Origin of the sequence: Kocuria cellulosilytica, from assembly GCF_040981245.1 — a bacterium.
Taxonomy (GTDB): Bacteria; Actinomycetota; Actinomycetes; order Actinomycetales; family Micrococcaceae; genus Kocuria; species Kocuria cellulosilytica.
In genome coordinates, this window is the sequence record NZ_JAVFWZ010000014.1 from 1 (window position 1) to 16,805 (window position 16,805).

Consider the following 16,805-nt stretch of genomic DNA (forward strand, 5'->3'; position numbering starts at 1 on the left):
GCGCCTCGTCGTCGTCGGCCACCCGGTAGACCACCGCGACGGGGCCGAAGAGCTCCTGGTGGTGGGCGGCCATGCCCGGGGTGATCCCGGTGAGCACGGCCGGCTCCAGATAGGCGCCCGGGCCCTCGAGCAGCCGCCCGCCGGTGTGCAGGGTGGCCCCGGCGTCCACGGCGTCACGGATCTGGGTTGCCAGCCCCTCGGCCGCGGCGCGGGAGGACAGGGGCGCGAAGGTGCCGGGTGCGTCGGCGGCCGGGTCGCCCGGGGTCAGGGCCTTCGCCTGGCGGGTGAGCTCGGCGACGAACTCGTCGTAGAGGTCCGCGGAGACGATCATCCGCTTGTTGGAGTTGCAGGCCTGGCCGGTGTTGCCCATCCGGGTCGCGAAGGCCGCCCGGGCGGCCTCGGCCGGATCCTCGGCGTCCAGCACGATGTAGGGGTCGGAGCCGCCGAGCTCCAGGACGACCTTCTTCAGGTTCCGCCCCGCGATCTCGGCCACGGCCGCCCCGGCCCGCTCGGACCCGGTCAGCGACACCCCCTGCACGCGGGGGTCGGCGATGATGTCCGCGACCTGGTCGTGGCTCGCGAAGACGTTGACGTATCCGCCGGCCGACACCCCGGCATCGGCCAGCAGCTGCTCCAGGGCCAGGGCGGCCCGGGGGCAGGACTCGGCGTGCTTGAGCAGGATCGTGTTGCCCAGCACCAGGTTGGGGGCCGCGAAGCGGGCCACCTGGTAGTAGGGGTAGTTCCACGGCATGATCCCCAGCAGCACCCCGACCGGGCGCTTCTGGATCACCGCCCGGCCTCCGCCGGAGGCCGTGATGGGCTGGTCGGCGGCGAGTTCCGGGCCCTGCTCGGCGAAGTAGCCGAAGATCTCGGCGCAGAACTGCACCTCCTCGCGAGCCTCGGCGAGGGGCTTGCCCATCTCCTCGGTGATGATCGCGGCGAGCTCCTCGGTCCGCTCGGCGAACAGCTCGCCGGCCCGGGCGGCGACGGCCGCCCGCTCCTGGATCGGCCGGGACCGCCAGTCGTGGAAGGCGGCGTCGGCGGCGGCCAGCGCCTCCTGGACCTGGCCCTCGGTGGCCGTGGGGTGCTCGGCCAGCACCTGGCCGGTGGCAGGGTTGACGGACCGGTAGGAGGACGGGGCGGTGACGGGGACATCAGCGGACATGGCGGGATCTCTCCTCGTGAAACAGGGGGTCGTCAGGATTGTCAGGGTCGTCGGGGCGGGGAACGCCGGGAAGGGGGCGGCCGGGAAGGGGGCGGCCGGAGCGGGACCCGCCGGGGTGCGGGCGGAGCCCGGCCGTCCGTGCCCGGGGCGTCGGCGGGGGCTCACAGCTGCATCGCCACCGCCCGGACCGGGGAACCGTCCAGGCCGCGCAGCCGCAGCGGCAGGGCGCTCAGCAGCGGATCCGGCCAGGTGACGGCGTGCAGGTTCGTCAGGTTCTCGATGATCGCCCCGCCCGCTCCCAGGACCGCCGCGTGCACCGGCAGCTCGAGCGGGCCGGTCGAGGAGGCGTCCGGGGTGCGGTCCGGGTTGAGGGTGTCCACGCCGAGCACGCGCACGCCCGCCGACAGCAGCTGCTCGGCGACGCCCACGTCCAGCACCGGGTGCCGCAGGTAGCGCGGCGTGCCGAAGTGCCGGGACCAGTCGGTGCGGAACAGCACGATCGTGCCGGCGGGGACGTCCTCCAGCTGCGCGCGGACGTCGTCCCAGCCGATCACGGCGTGCTCCCGGAGGCCCGGCACGTGCACCACGCGGGCCGGTCCGACCAGCCGGGAGAGGTCGAGCTCGTCCACGGGCGAGCCGCCGTCCACGGTGTGCAGGGGTGCGTCCACGTGCGTCCCGCTGTGCGTGCCCAGGTGCAGCTCGGCCACCTGGAAGCCGTCCTGCGGGACGGACGCCGCGAGCCGGGAGTCCACCGGCGGGTCCCCCGGGAAGACCTGCATGCCGGCCTCCACGGGGTGGCTCAGGTCAACGAGGAGCATCGGCGGCCTCCTCCGGCCGGCCGGCCTCGCCGGCCGTGTCGACCGCGCCGGCCCTGGCGCTCCCGTCCGCGGCGGCCCCGTCCGGGGCGCCGGGCGCGTGCGCCTCGTCCGCCGCGTCGGAGAGGTGGCGCTGCACCGGCCGGCCCGCCACGACCCTCCCGGCCGCCACGGCCCAGCCCAGGTAGAGCGCCGCGGACACGACGAACGTGGGGATCGTGGCGCCCACCGGGCTCGGCAGCACGTAGGTGAGCACGAGGGACGTGGCCGCGCCGACGAGCCACACCACCACGGCGGCGGGATTGACCCCGCCCCGGTACCAGTACCGGCCGCCGCGCCCCCGCAGGATGTCCGCCGCGTAGGCGCCGCGCTTGACCACGTAGTAGTCCACCAGCATGATCGCGAAGACGGGGATGAACAGGGAGCCGATCAGCACCAGGAAGCCGGTGAACTGGTCCAGCAGGCCCAGCCAGGTGGACCCGAGGACCGAGACGGCGCCCAGCACCAGCGCCGCGGGCAGGAACCGCACGCGGCGCGAGGGCGCGAGGTTCACCACCGAGGAGACCATGCCGTAGACGACCATGGTGTTGGTGGCCATGACCGACAGGAAGATCACCACCGCCAGGGGTGCGCCGAAGGCGGCGACGAGCACCGTCGGGTCGAAGCCGACCGCCTCCCCGCCGTCGAGCACCACGTAGGCGATCGCGGTCGCCCCGAGGCTCATGGCGGCGACCGTGGACAGGACGTAGCCCGTGCCGGAGCCGATCATGCCCGCGGCCTGCGACCGGGCGAGGCGGTTGAACTCCGCGGAGAGCACCGTCCAGGAGACGGCCGTGGCGATCACCACGTCGAGGACCGTGATGGAGGACCAGCCCGCCCCGGCGTCCACGGGCAGGGCGGCGAGCTTGGTCGGCGGATAGGAGGTGAGCGCCACGGTGAAGACCCAGGCCATGATGCCCAGGATCACCGCCGCCAGCCACGGCTCGACCCGGGCGATGCCCTCGTGGCCGAAGACGGCCAGGGTCACGACCAGCGTCTGGCAGAGCACGGAGAACAGCACCGGGTTGGAGTAGCCGCTCGCCTGCTCCACCAGGACGTTCACGGTGACGCCGGCGAGCATGGCCTGCACCCAGCTCCAGCCCATGAGGATGACCACGTTCGCGGCCACCGGGAGGAAGGAGCCGCGCAGCCCGAAGGAGCCCTTGGTCAGGGACATGGTGGGCAGGCCGGTGCGCGTGCCCATGTTCCCCACGAGCACCAGCACCGTCCCGCCGATCAGCGTGCCCAGCACGATCATGGCCAGGGCCGTGGGCCAGGAGACCCCGGGCACGAACAGCGTCCCCGTCAGCAGCGTGGTCACCACGAGGTTCGCCGCGAGCCAGATCATCCCGATCCGGCCGGCCCCCAGCGTGCCCCGCAGCGGGCCGTAGCCCTCGGAGTTCTCGTCGAGGTGGTCGGAGAGCCGGGACCAGGCGCTCACGAGCGGACCTCCGTGCGCTCGGCGCCGGCCGGACCGGAGCCCGCGAGGCGCTCGTTCCACTGCCGCAGCACCCCGGCGTGGGTGGGACGGGACAGCAGGGAGACGACCACGTAGACCAGCGCCGAGCTCGCCAGCCCCAGGTAGATGGGGGCGTTGGCGAGCACGCCGAACACTGCCATGGACGCCACGGTCACCACGGACCCGACGAGCATGGACAGGGCCGCGCCGAGGCTCGTGCCCCGCCGCCACACGAGCCCGCCGAGGATCGCGACGAGCAGACCGCCCACCAGGATGTCGTAGGCGATGGTCAGGGCGGTGACGGTGTCCGAGACGAAGATCGAGATCACGGTGATCACCACGCCGAAGACGAGCACGTAGACCCGGTCACCGCGCAGCGCCTCGACGGTGCCCTCCGGGGCGGGGGCCGCGTGCCGGGTGACCAGGGACCGCAGGGTCGGCACGACGTCCACCCGGGCGACCGTGGCCGCGGCGATGAGCGCGCCCGAGGCCGTGGACATCATGGCGGCGACACCGGCGGCGAGCACCACCCCGCCGAGCCCGGCCGGGACGTACTGCTGCGCCATCGTGGCGAACGCGTCGTCCGGGGAGGCGAGGTCCGGGGCGACCGCGGCGGCCGTCATCCCGATGACGGCCCCGGCCACGCCGTAGAGACCCACGTAGGCGGCGGAGGCGAGCCCGCCCCACCGGGCGACCCGGGGCGAGCGGGCGGTGAAGACCCGCTGCCAGATGTCCTGGCCGATCAGCATGCCGAAGCCGTAGACCACGAACTGGGTGACGATCGCCTGCGTGCCCATGCCGTCCCAGGTGAAGTACGTGGCGTCGAGCCGCTCCTCGAGCCCGGACCAGCCGCCCGCGGCGGAGAGGGAGAACGGCAGCAGGATCAGGAACAGCCCGATCGTCATGAACACGAACTGCATCATGTCGGTGAGCGTGATCGACCACATCCCGCCGAGCACGGAGTAGGCCACGACCACCACGCCGCCGAGCAGGATCGCCCAGGCCCGGTCGACCGGGAAGAGGACGGAGAAGATCGCGGCGTACGCGGACGTGGACGTCACGGACAGCATCACGGTGTAGGCGAGCATCACGAACGAGGACGCCTTGGCCCCGCCGCGCTCGCCGTAGCGCAGCTGCAGCATCTGGGAGACGGTGAAGACCTTGAGGGACTGGATGCGGCCGGCGAAGAACAGGCTGAGCGCGGCCAGGCCCGCGGCGATCGCCACGACCAGCCACATCCCGGAGATGCCGTAGGTGAAGCCGAGGCCCACCCCGCCCACGGTGGAGGCGCCGCCCAGGACCACGGCGGCCATGGTGCCCGTGTAGAAGCCGGGGCCCAGGCGGCGGCCGGCCACCCGGTAGTCCTCGGCGTTGTGCGCCCGGCGGCTGGCCCAGAGCCCGACCGCCACCATGGCGACCAGGTACAGCACGATGATCAGCACGTTCATGGATGTCACTGCTTCCTCGGGGCGCTGCCGCCCACGGGGTCGGTCGGGGGAGTTCCTCGCCGCAGGTTGCCCAACAAGAAACAAAAGTTGTCCCACATAGTATGATGCAGATCATGTTTTGGGAACGGGTCCGGGTCGTGACGGGCGGGTGAACCCGTCCGGGAGGAGGAGGCGTCGTCGTGAAAGCACTGCCCATCGAGAGCTCCGGGCACTCCGCCGCCGTGGGGTCGCGGCTGCGCAACCACCGGCGGCGCAGCCACATGACCATCGACCAGCTCGCCTCCGCGGCGGGTCTCACCAAGGGCTTCGTGAGCCGGGTCGAGCGGGACATCACCTCCCCGTCCGTGGACTCCCTGGTGCGGATGTGCCAGGTGCTGCGGATCGACGTGGGGGCGCTCTTCGCCGGGCCCGCCGACGTGGAGGTGGTCCGGCTCGAGGACGCCCCGCACATCGACCTCGGCGGCGAGGGGATCGAGGAGCAGCTCGTCACGCCGGCGGCCCAGCGCTCGGTCCAGGTCATCCGGGCCCGCGTGGCCGCCGGCGGCCGGGGCGAGGACGCGATGTACAGCATGGACTGCGAGACCGAGGTGCTGCACCTGGTCAGCGGCCGGTTCCGCCTCCACGTCCCGGACCGCACCTACGACCTGGCGGCCGGGGACACCGTGACGTTCCCCGGCTCCGAGCCGCACACGTGGGAGAACCCCGGCACCGAGGAGGCCGTGCTGCTGTGGATCCTCGGCTCCTGAGCTCCCCGCCCGTCCCGTCCACCATCCCCGTCAGCACCCACCGAGAGGACACCACGCCATGAACCCCGAGCGCATCACCGGCTCCGCCCCGGACGGCACCCGCGTCGTCGGACCCGTCAACGCCGCCCTGACCCCGCGCTGGGCCGGACTGGGCACGTTCGCCCGCCTGCCGCGCACGGACGAGGTCGCGCACACGGACATCGCCGTGGTGGGCGTGCCGTTCGACGCCGGGGTCTCCTACCGGCCCGGCGCCCGGTTCGGGGCCAACCACGTCCGGGAGTCCTCACGCCTGCTGCGCCCCTACAACCCCGCGCAGAACGTCTCCCCGTTCGCCGGGACGCAGGTCGCCGACGCCGGGGACATCGTGGCCAACCCCTTCGACATCCCCGAGGCGATCGCCGCCATCGAGGCCCAGGCCGCGGAGCTCATGGGCGAGGACACCCGGCTCGTGGCGATCGGCGGCGACCACACCATCGCCCTGCCGCTGCTGCGCGCCGTCCACGCGCGCCACGGCAAGGTCGCGCTGCTGCACTTCGACGCCCACCTGGACACGTGGGACACCTACTTCGGCGCCGAGTACACCCACGGCACGCCCTTCCGCCGCGCGTTCGAGGAGGGCCTGCTCGACACGGACGCGGTGTGCCACGTCGGCACCCGCGGTCCGCTCTACGGCACCGAGGACCTCGACGACGACGCCCGCTTCGGCTTCGGCATCGTCTCCTCCGCCGACGTCATGCGGCTGGGGGTGGACGCCGTCGTGGCGCACCTGCGGGAGCGCGTCGGCGACCGCCCGCTCTACGTGTCCCTGGACATCGACGTCCTGGACCCGGCCCACGCCCCCGGCACGGGGACCCCGGAGGCCGGCGGCATGACCAGCCGGGAGGTGCTCGAGATCCTGCGCGGGCTGCGGGGCGCGCACGTGGTCGGGGCCGACGTCGTCGAGGTCGCCCCGGCCTACGACCACGCGGAGATCACCGGGGTGGCCGCCGCGCACGTGGCCTACGAGCTCATCAGCCTCCTCGCGCTGGGCCCCGGCGCGGCCCCGGACGGGCCCGCCTACGGTCTGTCCGGGCACGTCTACGGGGACGCCGCGCCGGGCCCGGCGCAGGAGACCCCGGGGGAGCAGCGGTGACCGGGGGCGCGGCCGTGACCCCCTGGCCCGGCCACACCTCGCTGTTCGCCCACCGCGCCGACGAGTTCCGGCCCTCCCCGGTCCGCGCCGTGTTCGAGATCGCGATGCGCCCCGGGATCATCTCCCTGGCCGGCGGGAACCCGGACATGAGCGTGCTCCCGCACGACGTCGTGGCCGCGATGGCGGCGCGGATCCTCACCGAGCGCGGACCCGAGGTGCTGCAGTACGGCTCCGGGGCCGGGATCGAGCGCCTGCCCGGGCTGGTCGTCGAGCTCATGCGCCTGCAGGGCGCGGAGACCACGCCCGACTCGATCCAGATCACCACCGGGTCCCAGGCGGGTCTCGACCTCGTGACCAAGCTGTTCTGCGACCCGGGGGACGTGGTCGTGGCCGAGGGCCCCACCTACGTGGGAGCCCTCGGCGTGTTCGGCAGCTACGAGGTCGAGGTCGCGCACGTGGACGTCGACGACGACGGGCTGGACCCCGAGGCGGTCGCCGAGCGGATCGACGGGCTGCGGGCCGCCGGCCGGCGGGTGAAGTTCGTCTACACCGTGCCGAACTTCTCCAACCCCACGGGCGTGACGACCACCGAGGACCGGCGCCGCCGGCTCGTGGAGGTCTGCGCCGAGCGCGGCGTGCTCGTCCTCGAGGACGACCCGTACGCGCTGCTCGGCTTCGACCGCGCCCACCGGCTCCCGTCCCTGTACTCGCTGGACCCCGGCACCGTCATCCACCTGGGCAGCTTCTCCAAGATCTTCTCGCCGGGGCTGCGGGTGGGCTGGATCGCCGCGGCGCCGGCGGTGCGGGCGCGGCTGCAGATCGCGGCCGAGGCCGTGACCATCCACCCGTCCGTGCTCAGCCAGGAGCTCGCCGCGGAGTACGTGGCCGGCGAGCACTGGCGGCCCGCCCTGGACCGGGCGGTGGAGCTCTACCGCTCCCGCTGCGCCGCCATGATGGCGGCCCTCGAGCAGTTCATGCCGGCGGGGGTGCGCTGGACGCGCCCGGCCGGCGGGTTCTTCACGTGGCTGGACCTCGACCCGGCCCTCGACCACGGGGACCTCCTGGGCCGGGCCATCGGGCACGGCGTGGTGCTCGTGCCCGGCGGGGCCTGCTACGCGGACGGGCGTGCCTCTGCGAGCCTGCGCCTGGCCTACTCCGCGGCCTCGGAGGAGGACATCACCGAGGGGGTCCGGCGGCTGGGCGAGATGCTGCGCGGCTGAGCGGGAGCGCGGCCGAGCGGCCGGGGCGGCGGCCGGCCCGGCGCGCGGGGCAGGTCCTCGCGGTCCTGCCCCGCGCGCTCCTGCCCCGTGCCTGTGGTGTTGCGGTGTCCCCGGCAGGGGCGATACTGGCCGCATGAGCGAGGAGCCGACCGGCCGATCCGGGGGCCTGTGGTCCAGCGCCCGCGGGAACGGGCCGCACTTCGTCCTGCTGCACCCCGGGGGCACGGACTCCCGCGCCCTGGACCCACTGGTCGCGGAGCTGACCGGCCGGTACCGGGTGATCACCCCCGACCAGCGCGGGCACGGACGCACCCCCGACCGGGAGGGCCCGCTCTCCTACGCGGCGATGGCCGAGGACACCACCGCCTTCCTCGGCGCCGCGGCCGAGACGCCGGTGCACCTGCTGGGGTTCAGCGACGGCGCCGTCGTCGCCCTGACCGTGGCGCTGCGACGGCCCGACCTGGTCCGGGACCTGGTGCTCGCGGGCGGGGTGTACCACCACGACGGCTGGGAGCCCGGCGTCCTGGCGGAGGAGGCGGAGGCGCCGGAGTTCATGGCCGACGCCTACGCGGAGGTCTCCCCGGACGGCCGCGGGCACTACGGCGAGGTCGTGGCGAAGCTGCGGCGGATGCATGCGGCGGAACCGGCCTTCACGGACGCGGACCTGGCGGACCTCGGCCTCCCCGTTCTCGTGCTCGTCGGCGACGACGACGAGGTGCGGCTCGAGCACGCCGTGGCCCTGTACCGCGCCCTGCCGCACGGAGAGCTGGCCGTGGTCCCGCACGCCTCCCACGGCGTGCTCGTCGAGAAGCCGCAGCTGTGCGCGCGGCTGATCACCGACTTCCACGCCGCCGACAAGCCGGCCGGCTTCGCCCCGAGACGGCGCCGCACGGGACGCTGACCGGGCAGGCTTGGCGGGAGCGCCGGCACCGGGCAGGATGGCCGCAACGGGCCACTGTGGCCGCGCCCCTCGGGGCCGGCGCCGAGGAGGCGGGATGAGCACGCGGAACCCAGGTGCGGACGGCGTGATGCCGGCGGCCTTCTTCGGGCACGGCAACCCGATGAACGCGCTGGAGGTCAACCGGTACACCTCCGCCTGGCGGGCGTTCGGGGCCTCGGTGCCGCGGCCCCGGGCGATCCTGGTGGTCAGCGCGCACTGGTACATCAACGCCACCGCGGTCACCGCGATGCCGGCCCCGCGCACGATCCACGACTTCTACGGCTTCCCGCAGGAGCTCTTCGACGTGCAGTACCCCGCTCCCGGGCTGCCTGGCCTGGTCGAGGAGATCAGCGACACCGTCCACCCCACCTGGATCGGGGCCGACGTCGACAGCTGGGGGATCGACCACGGCACCTGGTCCGTGCTCACCCACGCCTTCCCGGACGCCGGGATCCCGGTGCTGCAGATGAGCATCAACGCCGACAAGCCCCTGGACTACCACCTGGACCTCGGGGCCCGCCTCGCCCCGCTGCGGGCGGCGGGCGTGCTGATCGTCGCCAGCGGCAACATCGTGCACAACCTGGGCGGGATGGACTGGTCGCGCACCGACGAGGGCTACGACTGGGCGCGGCGCTTCAACGAGGACGCCAAGGAGCGGATCCTCACCGACCCCACCGAGCTGGCGGCCCTGGACGCCCACCGCGACTGGGGCCTGGCCGTGCCCACCCCCGACCACTTCATCCCCTCCCTGTACCTGGCCGGGCTCGCCGGGGCCGCCGGGGCCACGGACACCGCCGTGCTCGTCGACGGCTACTCCTACGGCTCCCTGTCCATGACCGCCTACACCCTCGGCATGGCCTGCCCCCGGACGGCCGACGACGGAGGCGCGTCGCAGCCGCCGGCCGGCCTGCCCCCGGACGGCTCCAACATCTGAACCCAGCGGCCCGCCGTGCCCGCGGCCGGCCCCGGGCCGGTGGCGGGCACGTCGCGCGGCCGTGGCCGGTCGCCCGCCCGGTCGTCACCCTCCTGATGACTATGCTCGTGGGACGACGTCGAGGTGTTCCCCGGAGCGGTTCCCGTGGCCGCGCCAGCACGTGCGCCCCGGGGAAGGAGGCAGAGTGCAGACGCTGACCGTAGGTGTGCTGGCCGACCCCGGCCTGCCGGAGAAGGTGGCCCGCCGGGTGGCCGAGGACCTGCCGGGCGCGCTGTACCAGCGCACCGGCCCAGAGGTGTCCTGGGAGGTGGAGGTCAGCCGTGAGACCCTGCCCCTGACGGCCGAGGGCGACATCCCGCTGCTGGACAAGGCCGACGCGCTGCGCGAGGCGCACGGCTGGGACTGCGTGGTGTACCTGACGGACCTGCCGCGCGACCACGACGGGGACCCCATGCTGTGCGAGGTCAGCGCGGGGGCCGCCGCCGCGCTGGTCTCGCTGCCGAGCCTGGGCGCCGACCACTTCTCCCGCAAGGCCTGCCGGCTGATGGCCGCCCTGGTCGGCGAGATCCGCAGCGGCGCCGGGCGCCGCCCGTCCCCGTCCGCGGTGCACGAGGCCCTGGGCCGGAGAGCGGTGCGCCGGGTGTCCCCGGCGGGGGACGGGGACGCCTCCTACGTGGTGCTGCCCGGGTGGATGAACCGGTTGCGGCTGCTGGTCGGCATGGTGCTGAGCAACCGCCCCGGGCGGCTGCTGCCGGCCCTGGCCAGCTGCGTGGCCGCCGCCGCGGCCACCGGCGCCTTCGGCATCTTCTACGCCTCCATCTGGAACATGTCCGACGCCCTGTCCCCGGTCCGGCTGGCCATGGTCAGTCTGGTGGTCACCGCGGCGCTGAGCGGGTGGCTGATCTTCCACAACAACCTGTGGAACCGGACGCGGGGCGCCGAGGAGCCGTGGCGGGCCGGGGCGGACAACGCCTCCACCGTGATCACCGTGTGGCTGAGCGTGGCCATGATGTACGTGCTCCTGTGGGCGATGCTCTTCGTCGTGGGCCTGGCGGTGATCGAGGCCGGCTACCTCGAGTCCCAGCTGGGCCACCCCGTCAACTTGTTCGACTACCTGCAACTGGCCTGGCTGGCCGCGTCCCTGGGCACCCTGGCCGGGGCCCTGGGCTCGAACTTCGACAGCGACGAGGCCATCCGGGAGGCCACCTACAGCCGGCGGGAGCACCAGCGCCGCCAGCTCGCCGACACCTACGACGACTGAGGGCGGTGCCGGCGGCCGGCCGGTTCCGTCCTGGGGCCCGGACTCAGGCCAGCAGGGCCTCCGCGGCCCGGCGCCCGGAGCGCAGGGCGCCCTGGGTCGAGCCGTCGGTGCGGTGGTCACCGCACACGTAGAGGCCGTCGCCGAGGGCCGCGGGCCGGTCGGCCACGAGCCCGGGCGGCTGCTCGGGCAGCGCCCGGCGCACCTCGTGCACGGTCAGCAGGTCCCAGGCGGCGGTGTCGGCGGACCAGATCGCGGCCAGCTGCCGGCGGACGTCGGCCTCGGCCGGGAGCGCGGCGCCCCGCGGGAGCAGGGCGCTCGCCTGGATCAGCGCACGGCCGTCCGGGGTGTAGCTGGGGGCGGCGTTGCTGACCACGGCCGTGTCGATCAGCGGGCCGTCGGTCTCGCCCGGCAGGACCAGGCACCCCAGCTCCGAGGGCGCGGACTCCGCCGCGAACCACCAGGTCGCCTCGCCCTTCATGGGCGTCTCCGGCAGGTCCAGGAGCCCGGCGGCGGCAGGGGCATCGGCGGCCACGACCACCGAGGGCGCCCACCGGACGGCGTCGCCGGCGCCCACGGCCCACCCGTCGCCGGTGCGCCGCACCGAGTCCACGCGGGTCCCGAGGACGGCGGGGGACCGGAGCCCGTCGTGGATCCAGTCCGGCAGCGCGCCCATGCCCCCGGCCGGCAGTCCCGGCGTGCCGAGCAGGAACCAGCCGACGAGCTCGCGCACGAAGGCTGCCGAGGTGCGGCCCTCGTCCTCGAGGATCACCCCGGCCAGGAAGGGCTCGAGCACCAGGTCCCGCAGCGGGCCCCGCACCCCGGCGGCGTCGAGCGACTCGTGCCAGGCACGGTCCCGGTCCTGCTGCCGCCGGGTGCGGGGGTCCAGCCCCGGGGCGAGCCAGGCCGCCAGGGCGGGCAGCCGGCGCAGCTCCACGAGCGGGCTGCGCAGCGTGTCCGCCAGCCGGGACGGGACGCGCCGCGGGTCGGCGAGGACGTCGATCCCGTCGCCGCGGCGGACACCGGCCGCGGCGTCGAACTTCTGGATCCCCAGCGCCGCGACGTCCACGCTGCGCCGCAGCTCGGTGTAGGCGGGGTTGAGCACCTGGAACCCGCGGTCGCAGCGGAAGCCGTCGACCACGTCGGTGCGGACCCGGCCCCCGACCCCGTCCGAGGCCTCCAGGACCACCACGTCCAGTCCGTGCTGCTCGAGCAGCCGGGCGCACTGCAGGCCTGCGAGTCCGGCGCCGACGACGACGACGTCGTGGTCCACGGGAACCTCCTAGCGGATCGGGACGGCCGCGGCGGGATCGAGCTCCGCGGCCGGTGCGGCGACCCGGGCGGGGATGGTGAACAGCGCCGACTCTACGGTCAGGCCGGGTCCGAACGCCAGGGCGCAGACCGTGCGGGTCTCGTCCGCGGGAGCCTCGTCGATCACCTGGCGCAGGACGTGCAGGACGGTCACGCTGCTCATGTTGCCCCGCGTGGCGAGCACGTCCCGGGACTCCCGCAGCGCCTCGGGCGGCAGCCCCAGGGTGTGCTCGAGCTTGTCGAGGATGCCTCGGCCGCCCGGGTGGAGGGCCCAGTCGGTGATGCTGTCCCGGTCCACGGCGCCCTCGGGACCGTCGAGCAGGGCCTCCAGGGCGGCGTGGATGTTGTCCTCGAGGACCTGGGGCACGGCGGCGCCGAGGATCATCTCGAAGCCGGCGTCGCCGATGGTCCAGGCCATGGCCTCCTCACCGTCCGGGATCACGAGGGTGCGGAAGCGGTCGAGCTCGAGCAGCGGCGTGACGCCCTCGGGGACCCTCGCGCTGACCACGGCCGCCGCCGCGCCGTCGGCGAAGAGGGCGGCGCCCCGGATGGCGTCCGGGTCCCGGGCCGGGCGCAGGTGCAGCGTGCACAGCTCCACGGCGACCAGCAGGACGACGGCGTCCGGGTCCGCCGTGGCGATGGACGCGGCCTGGCGCAGTCCGATCAGACCGCCGTGGCAGCCCATGAAACCGATGTGCGCGCGGCGGGCGGACGGGTCGAGGCCGAGGTCCCGGACCAGGTGGTAGTCGGGGCCGGGGGCGAAGAAGCCGGTGCAGGAGACGGTCACCACGTCGGTGATCGACGCGGGGTCGAGGCCGGGGCACCGTGCGAGGGCGTCCCGCGCGGCCTCCGCGAAGAGGGCCGGGGCGCGCTCCACGTAGGTGGCGTTGCGGACGCCGGTCAGGGGCCCCAGGAACCGGCCGTCCGGGGTGATGTACGGCGAGCCGCCGCGGGCTCCGTCCTCGACCAGCTCCCGGAGCACCGTGTGCCGGCGCTCGACCCCGGAGGCGCCGAACACCGTGCGCAGCAGCCGGGCGTTGAGCCGGTCGGTGCCGGGCTGGGCCTGGTAGAGGTCCTGGGCGTCGGTCTGCTCGAGCACGTGCGGCGGGAGGGCCGTGCCGAGGGACAGGAGTGCGGGCGTCATCCTCTCCAGTATCCGTCCTCGGGCCGACAGGTGCCACGGAGGACGCGCGGAGGGCGGCGGCGGCGCGGAGGGACGGACGGGCCCGCGCACGGGCGGGCCCGTCCGGAAGGGCCTCAGACGGTGGTGGTCGCGGTGTCGAAGTCCAGGCGCGGCAGCCGGTCGTGGCGCGGGGCGGCGGGGGCACCGATGTTCACGACCATCAGGGAGCGGCGGGTGGTCCCGGCGTGGAACTCGGCGTCCACGCCGGCGGGGTCGAACCCGCCCATGGGGCCGGCGGCGAGACCCACGGCCCGCACGGCCAGCACGAAGTACCCGGCCTGCAGGTGGGCGTTGTCCCGGCCCATCCGCTCGCGCAGCTCCTCGTTGCCGGCGAACATCTCCTGCTTGCCGGCGGCGGGCGGGAAGACGACGGGCAGGTGCTCGTGCCAGTCCACGTCGTAGCCGAGCACCGCGACGACGGGGGCGGCGGCGGTCTTCGCCCGGTTGCCCTCGGCCATGTGGGGGAGCAGCCGCTCCCGGGCCTCCGCGGAACGGATCCACGTGACGCGCAGCGGCTGGATGTTCATGGCGGTGGGGCCCATCCTGGCAAGCTCGAAGATCGCGCGGAGCTGCTCGTCGGACACGGGCTCGTCGAGGAACTCGGAGGCCGTGCGGGCCTCGCGGAAGAGCAGGTCCGCGGCGAGGGCGTCGAGGGTGAGCTGGTCCTGCAGGGCGTCGGGAGCCATGGGATGTCCTTTCGGGTGCACGCACTTACTGGTGTACATGTCAACAAAGTAGGGGGCCGGTCTATGCCGGGAAGGACTGTGCGCTCCGTCACGCCGCGGTGGGTACGCTGGCCCCATGATCCCTCGTCCCCGGCAGCGCCCGTTCCCCGCAGCCCCCGGCCGGCGCGGGCCCCGCGGCGGCCGCGGCGGTGCCGCCGCGTCCCCGGCGCTGCGGATGGGGGCGGCCCTGTGCACGACGGGCACGCTGCATCTCGCCCGGCCCGCCCTCTTCGACGGGCTGATCCCCCGCTCGCTGCCCGGCGCGCCCCGCACCTGGACGCTGGGCTCCGGGGCGGCCGAGCTCGGCGCCGGGGCGCTGCTGCTCCACCCCCGCACCCGCCGCGCCGGGGGCTGGGCCGCGGCGGCCCTCCTCGTGGGCGTGTGGCCGGGCAACGTCACCATGGCCTGGCGCGCCCGCCGCGGCTCCCCGGCGCGGCGGGCCGTGACGCTCGCGCGGCTCCCGCTGCAGATCCCGATGATCGCCGCGGCGCTGCACATCGCCCGGACCGGCTGAACGCCCACCGCCCGGTGGGGCGCCGACCGCCCGGCGGGGCGCCCACCGGCGCCCGGGCCGCGAGGGTCGCATTGGGTCACACACGCACACGCTTCCTACGCTGGTCGGAGCACAGGAGTGGGGGCTCCGTTTCCGCAGGGGGATCGCTCTCGCTCCAGTCCATCGGGGGGTGGGCTGTGCGCGCCGTGCCGCCTCCCGTCCCGACGGCCGGAGGAATCCTTGACGACCACCCGCAGCACCACCGCCGCGCTCGCGCTCGCGGCCGCCCTCGCCCTCGTCCCGCTGGGCTCCGCCGCGGCGACGACCGGGACCGCACTGCCCGGGGCCCCGGCCCCGCGGCCGGTTCCGGAGGCCGCCGGGACCGCTCCCGGAGCGGCCCCCGCCCAGGGGCCGGCCCGGGCGACGGACCGCCTCGTCGTGAAGTTCCACGAGGAGACCGTCCCCGAGGACTCGCGCGACGTCGTCTACGCGCAGGCCGCCGGCCGCTCCGGGGACGCCGGGCTCGTGGAGACCACGGCCACCGCGGACGGCGCGCAGGTGGTGCGCACCGGCGCGATGCTGGCCGGCGACGAGCTCGAGGCGCTCACCACCGCCCTGGAGCAGGACCCCGCCGTCGAGTACGCGGAGCCGGACCTGCTGGCGACCACCGCCGCGGTGCCGAACGACCCGTCCTACGCGACGCTGCAGTGGAGCCTGTGGGACGACCCGGCCGGGCTGGGCATGCCCCTCGCGTGGGACCGGGCCACCGGCGCCGGGCAGACCATCGCGATCGTGGACACCGGCATCACCTCCCACCCGGACCTGGACGCGAACGTCCTGCCCGGCTACGACTTCGTCTCCACCGCCCGGAACGGCCGGGACGGCGACGGGTGGGACGCGGACCCGACCGACATGGGCGACCACCCGGACTCCGTGCTGTGCCCCAACAGCCCCATGCCGGTGGACGCCACCTGGCACGGCACCCACACGGCCGGTGTCGCCGCGGCCGACGCGAACAACGGCGTGGGCATCTCGGGCGTGGCCCCGGACGCGAAGATCCTCCCGGTGCGTGCCGTGGGCGCCTGCAGCCAGGGGTACATCACCGACGTCGCCGCGGGCATCCGGTGGGCCAGCGGCGCCCCGGTGGCGGGCGCCGCCGCCAACCCGAACCCCGCGACCGTCATCAACCTCAGCCTCGGCGTGGCGGGGGAGTGCCCGGCGGTGCTGCAGTCCGCGATCAGCGAGGCCCTGGGCCGGGGGATCCCCGTGGTCGCGGCCGCGGGCAACCAGGGCGTGGACGCCGCGCAGTCTGCGCCGGCCAACTGCGCCGGCGTGATCTCGGTCGCCGCGACCGACGTCGCGGGCGCCCTGGCCCCCTACTCCAACTTCGGCTCTGTCACGCTCGCGGCCCCGGGCGGTGATCCCTACGCGCAGATCCTCTCGACCGGCAACGCCGGGACCCAGGGCCTCGGGGCGCCCACGTACACGGAGCGCAACGGCACCTCCATGGCGGCGCCTGCCGTATCCGGCGCCGTGGCGCAGCTCCGCCAGCTCTCGCCCCGGCTGGGCGTGGCGGGCCTGCGGGACGCGCTGACCTCCACGGCCCGGCAGGCTCCCGGCGGGTGCGCACCGGGGTGCGGCGCGGGGATCGTGGACCCGGTCTCCGCGCTGATCGCGGTGCAGGGCGGCGAGCCCTTCACCACCCGGGGCGGCATCGGCACGCTGCACCGCAAGATCGGCACGACCACCGGTGAGGCCCGCTCCCGCGAGCTGTGCGCCCTGGGCGGCACGCCGTGCTTCCAGGAGTTCGCCCGGGGGTGGATCGTCTGGAACGCCGGCCAGGGTGCTCGCTGGCAGCAGGACCTGTCGACCCGGTGGTGGGAGGTCACCTCCGCCCGCTGACGTCCGGCCCTGCGGCGCCGTCCACCCCTGGGGTG

15 protein-coding genes are annotated in these 16,805 nt (G+C 74.8%); 8 read left to right on the forward strand and 7 right to left on the reverse strand.

Annotated features, from left to right (window positions below):
• The 4 genes from RCG67_RS15930 to RCG67_RS15945 all read right to left on the reverse strand — a co-directional run.
• Positions 1 to 1,165, reverse strand: a 1,165-nt coding sequence (locus RCG67_RS15930; protein ID WP_368827676.1) for an aldehyde dehydrogenase family protein, incomplete at its 3' end; no start/stop codon positions are given.
• A 161-nt stretch (positions 1,166 to 1,326) separates the two neighbouring features.
• Entirely contained in the window at positions 1,327 to 1,983 is a 657-nt protein-coding gene (locus RCG67_RS15935; RefSeq protein WP_368827677.1) for a cyclase family protein, read from the reverse strand.
• Positions 1,970 to 3,460 carry a purine-cytosine permease family protein gene (locus tag RCG67_RS15940; RefSeq protein WP_368827680.1) on the reverse strand — a complete coding sequence of 497 codons (1,491 nt, stop codon included), beginning with the start codon at positions 3,458 to 3,460 and terminating at the stop codon, positions 1,970 to 1,972. The genes RCG67_RS15935 and RCG67_RS15940 overlap by 14 nt, the downstream gene beginning before the upstream one ends.
• Positions 3,457 to 4,926, reverse strand: coding sequence for a sodium:solute symporter family protein (locus RCG67_RS15945; protein ID WP_368827682.1), 1,470 nt, complete (start codon positions 4,924 to 4,926; stop codon positions 3,457 to 3,459). Before RCG67_RS15945 ends, RCG67_RS15940 begins: the two co-directional genes overlap by 4 nt.
• Before the next feature lie 179 nt (positions 4,927 to 5,105).
• On the opposite strand from RCG67_RS15945, the gene RCG67_RS15950 reads away from it, so the two are divergent.
• The 6 genes from RCG67_RS15950 to RCG67_RS15975 all read left to right on the forward strand — a co-directional run bounded on the left by RCG67_RS15950 (position 5,106) and on the right by RCG67_RS15975 (position 11,159).
• Positions 5,106 to 5,672 (forward strand): helix-turn-helix domain-containing protein, encoded by a 567-nt coding sequence (locus RCG67_RS15950; RefSeq protein WP_368827684.1) that lies wholly within the window; start codon positions 5,106 to 5,108, stop codon positions 5,670 to 5,672.
• A 58-nt stretch (positions 5,673 to 5,730) separates the two neighbouring features.
• Positions 5,731 to 6,804, forward strand: a complete 1,074-nt coding sequence (gene speB / locus RCG67_RS15955) for an agmatinase (protein ID WP_368827686.1) — start codon at positions 5,731 to 5,733, stop codon at positions 6,802 to 6,804.
• A 14-nt stretch (positions 6,805 to 6,818) separates the two neighbouring features.
• Positions 6,819 to 8,024, forward strand: a complete 1,206-nt coding sequence (locus tag RCG67_RS15960; protein WP_368827688.1) for an aminotransferase-like domain-containing protein — start codon at positions 6,819 to 6,821, stop codon at positions 8,022 to 8,024.
• Positions 8,025 to 8,157: 133 nt separating this feature from the next.
• The gene (locus RCG67_RS15965; protein ID WP_368827689.1) at positions 8,158 to 8,925 is read left to right on the forward strand and encodes an alpha/beta fold hydrolase; all 768 of its coding nucleotides are present in this window, start codon (positions 8,158 to 8,160) and stop codon (positions 8,923 to 8,925) included.
• 94 nt (positions 8,926 to 9,019) lie between these two features.
• On the forward strand, positions 9,020 to 9,898 hold the full coding sequence (ygiD, locus tag RCG67_RS15970) for a 4,5-DOPA-extradiol-dioxygenase (protein ID WP_368827690.1): 879 nt from the start codon (positions 9,020 to 9,022) through the stop codon (positions 9,896 to 9,898).
• A gap of 184 nt (positions 9,899 to 10,082) precedes the next feature.
• Positions 10,083 to 11,159: a hypothetical protein gene (locus RCG67_RS15975; RefSeq protein ID WP_368827692.1), complete on the forward strand. Its 1,077-nt coding sequence runs from the start codon at positions 10,083 to 10,085 to the stop codon at positions 11,157 to 11,159.
• Positions 11,160 to 11,202: 43 nt separating this feature from the next.
• Here RCG67_RS15975 and RCG67_RS15980 read toward each other — a convergent pair whose 3' ends face one another.
• The 3 genes from RCG67_RS15980 to RCG67_RS15990 form a co-directional block, all read right to left on the reverse strand.
• A complete protein-coding gene (locus RCG67_RS15980; protein ID WP_368827694.1) occupies positions 11,203 to 12,429 on the reverse strand; it encodes an FAD-dependent oxidoreductase in 1,227 nt (408 codons plus the stop codon).
• Positions 12,430 to 12,438: 9 nt separating this feature from the next.
• Complete coding sequence (locus tag RCG67_RS15985) at positions 12,439 to 13,611, reverse strand: type III polyketide synthase (RefSeq protein ID WP_368827696.1); 1,173 nt, start codon at positions 13,609 to 13,611, stop codon at positions 12,439 to 12,441.
• 113 nt (positions 13,612 to 13,724) lie between these two features.
• The gene (locus RCG67_RS15990) at positions 13,725 to 14,336 is read right to left on the reverse strand and encodes a malonic semialdehyde reductase (RefSeq protein WP_368827698.1); all 612 of its coding nucleotides are present in this window, start codon (positions 14,334 to 14,336) and stop codon (positions 13,725 to 13,727) included.
• 115 nt (positions 14,337 to 14,451) lie between these two features.
• Between RCG67_RS15990 and RCG67_RS15995 the strand changes: the two genes are divergently transcribed.
• Together RCG67_RS15995 and RCG67_RS16000 are read left to right on the forward strand one after the other, a co-directional pair.
• Positions 14,452 to 14,889: a DoxX family protein gene (locus RCG67_RS15995; protein WP_368827700.1), complete on the forward strand. Its 438-nt coding sequence runs from the start codon at positions 14,452 to 14,454 to the stop codon at positions 14,887 to 14,889.
• Between the two features lie 219 nt (positions 14,890 to 15,108).
• On the forward strand, positions 15,109 to 16,770 hold the full coding sequence (locus RCG67_RS16000) for a S8 family serine peptidase (protein ID WP_368827702.1): 1,662 nt from the start codon (positions 15,109 to 15,111) through the stop codon (positions 16,768 to 16,770).
• Positions 16,771 to 16,805: the final 35 nt, after the last annotated feature.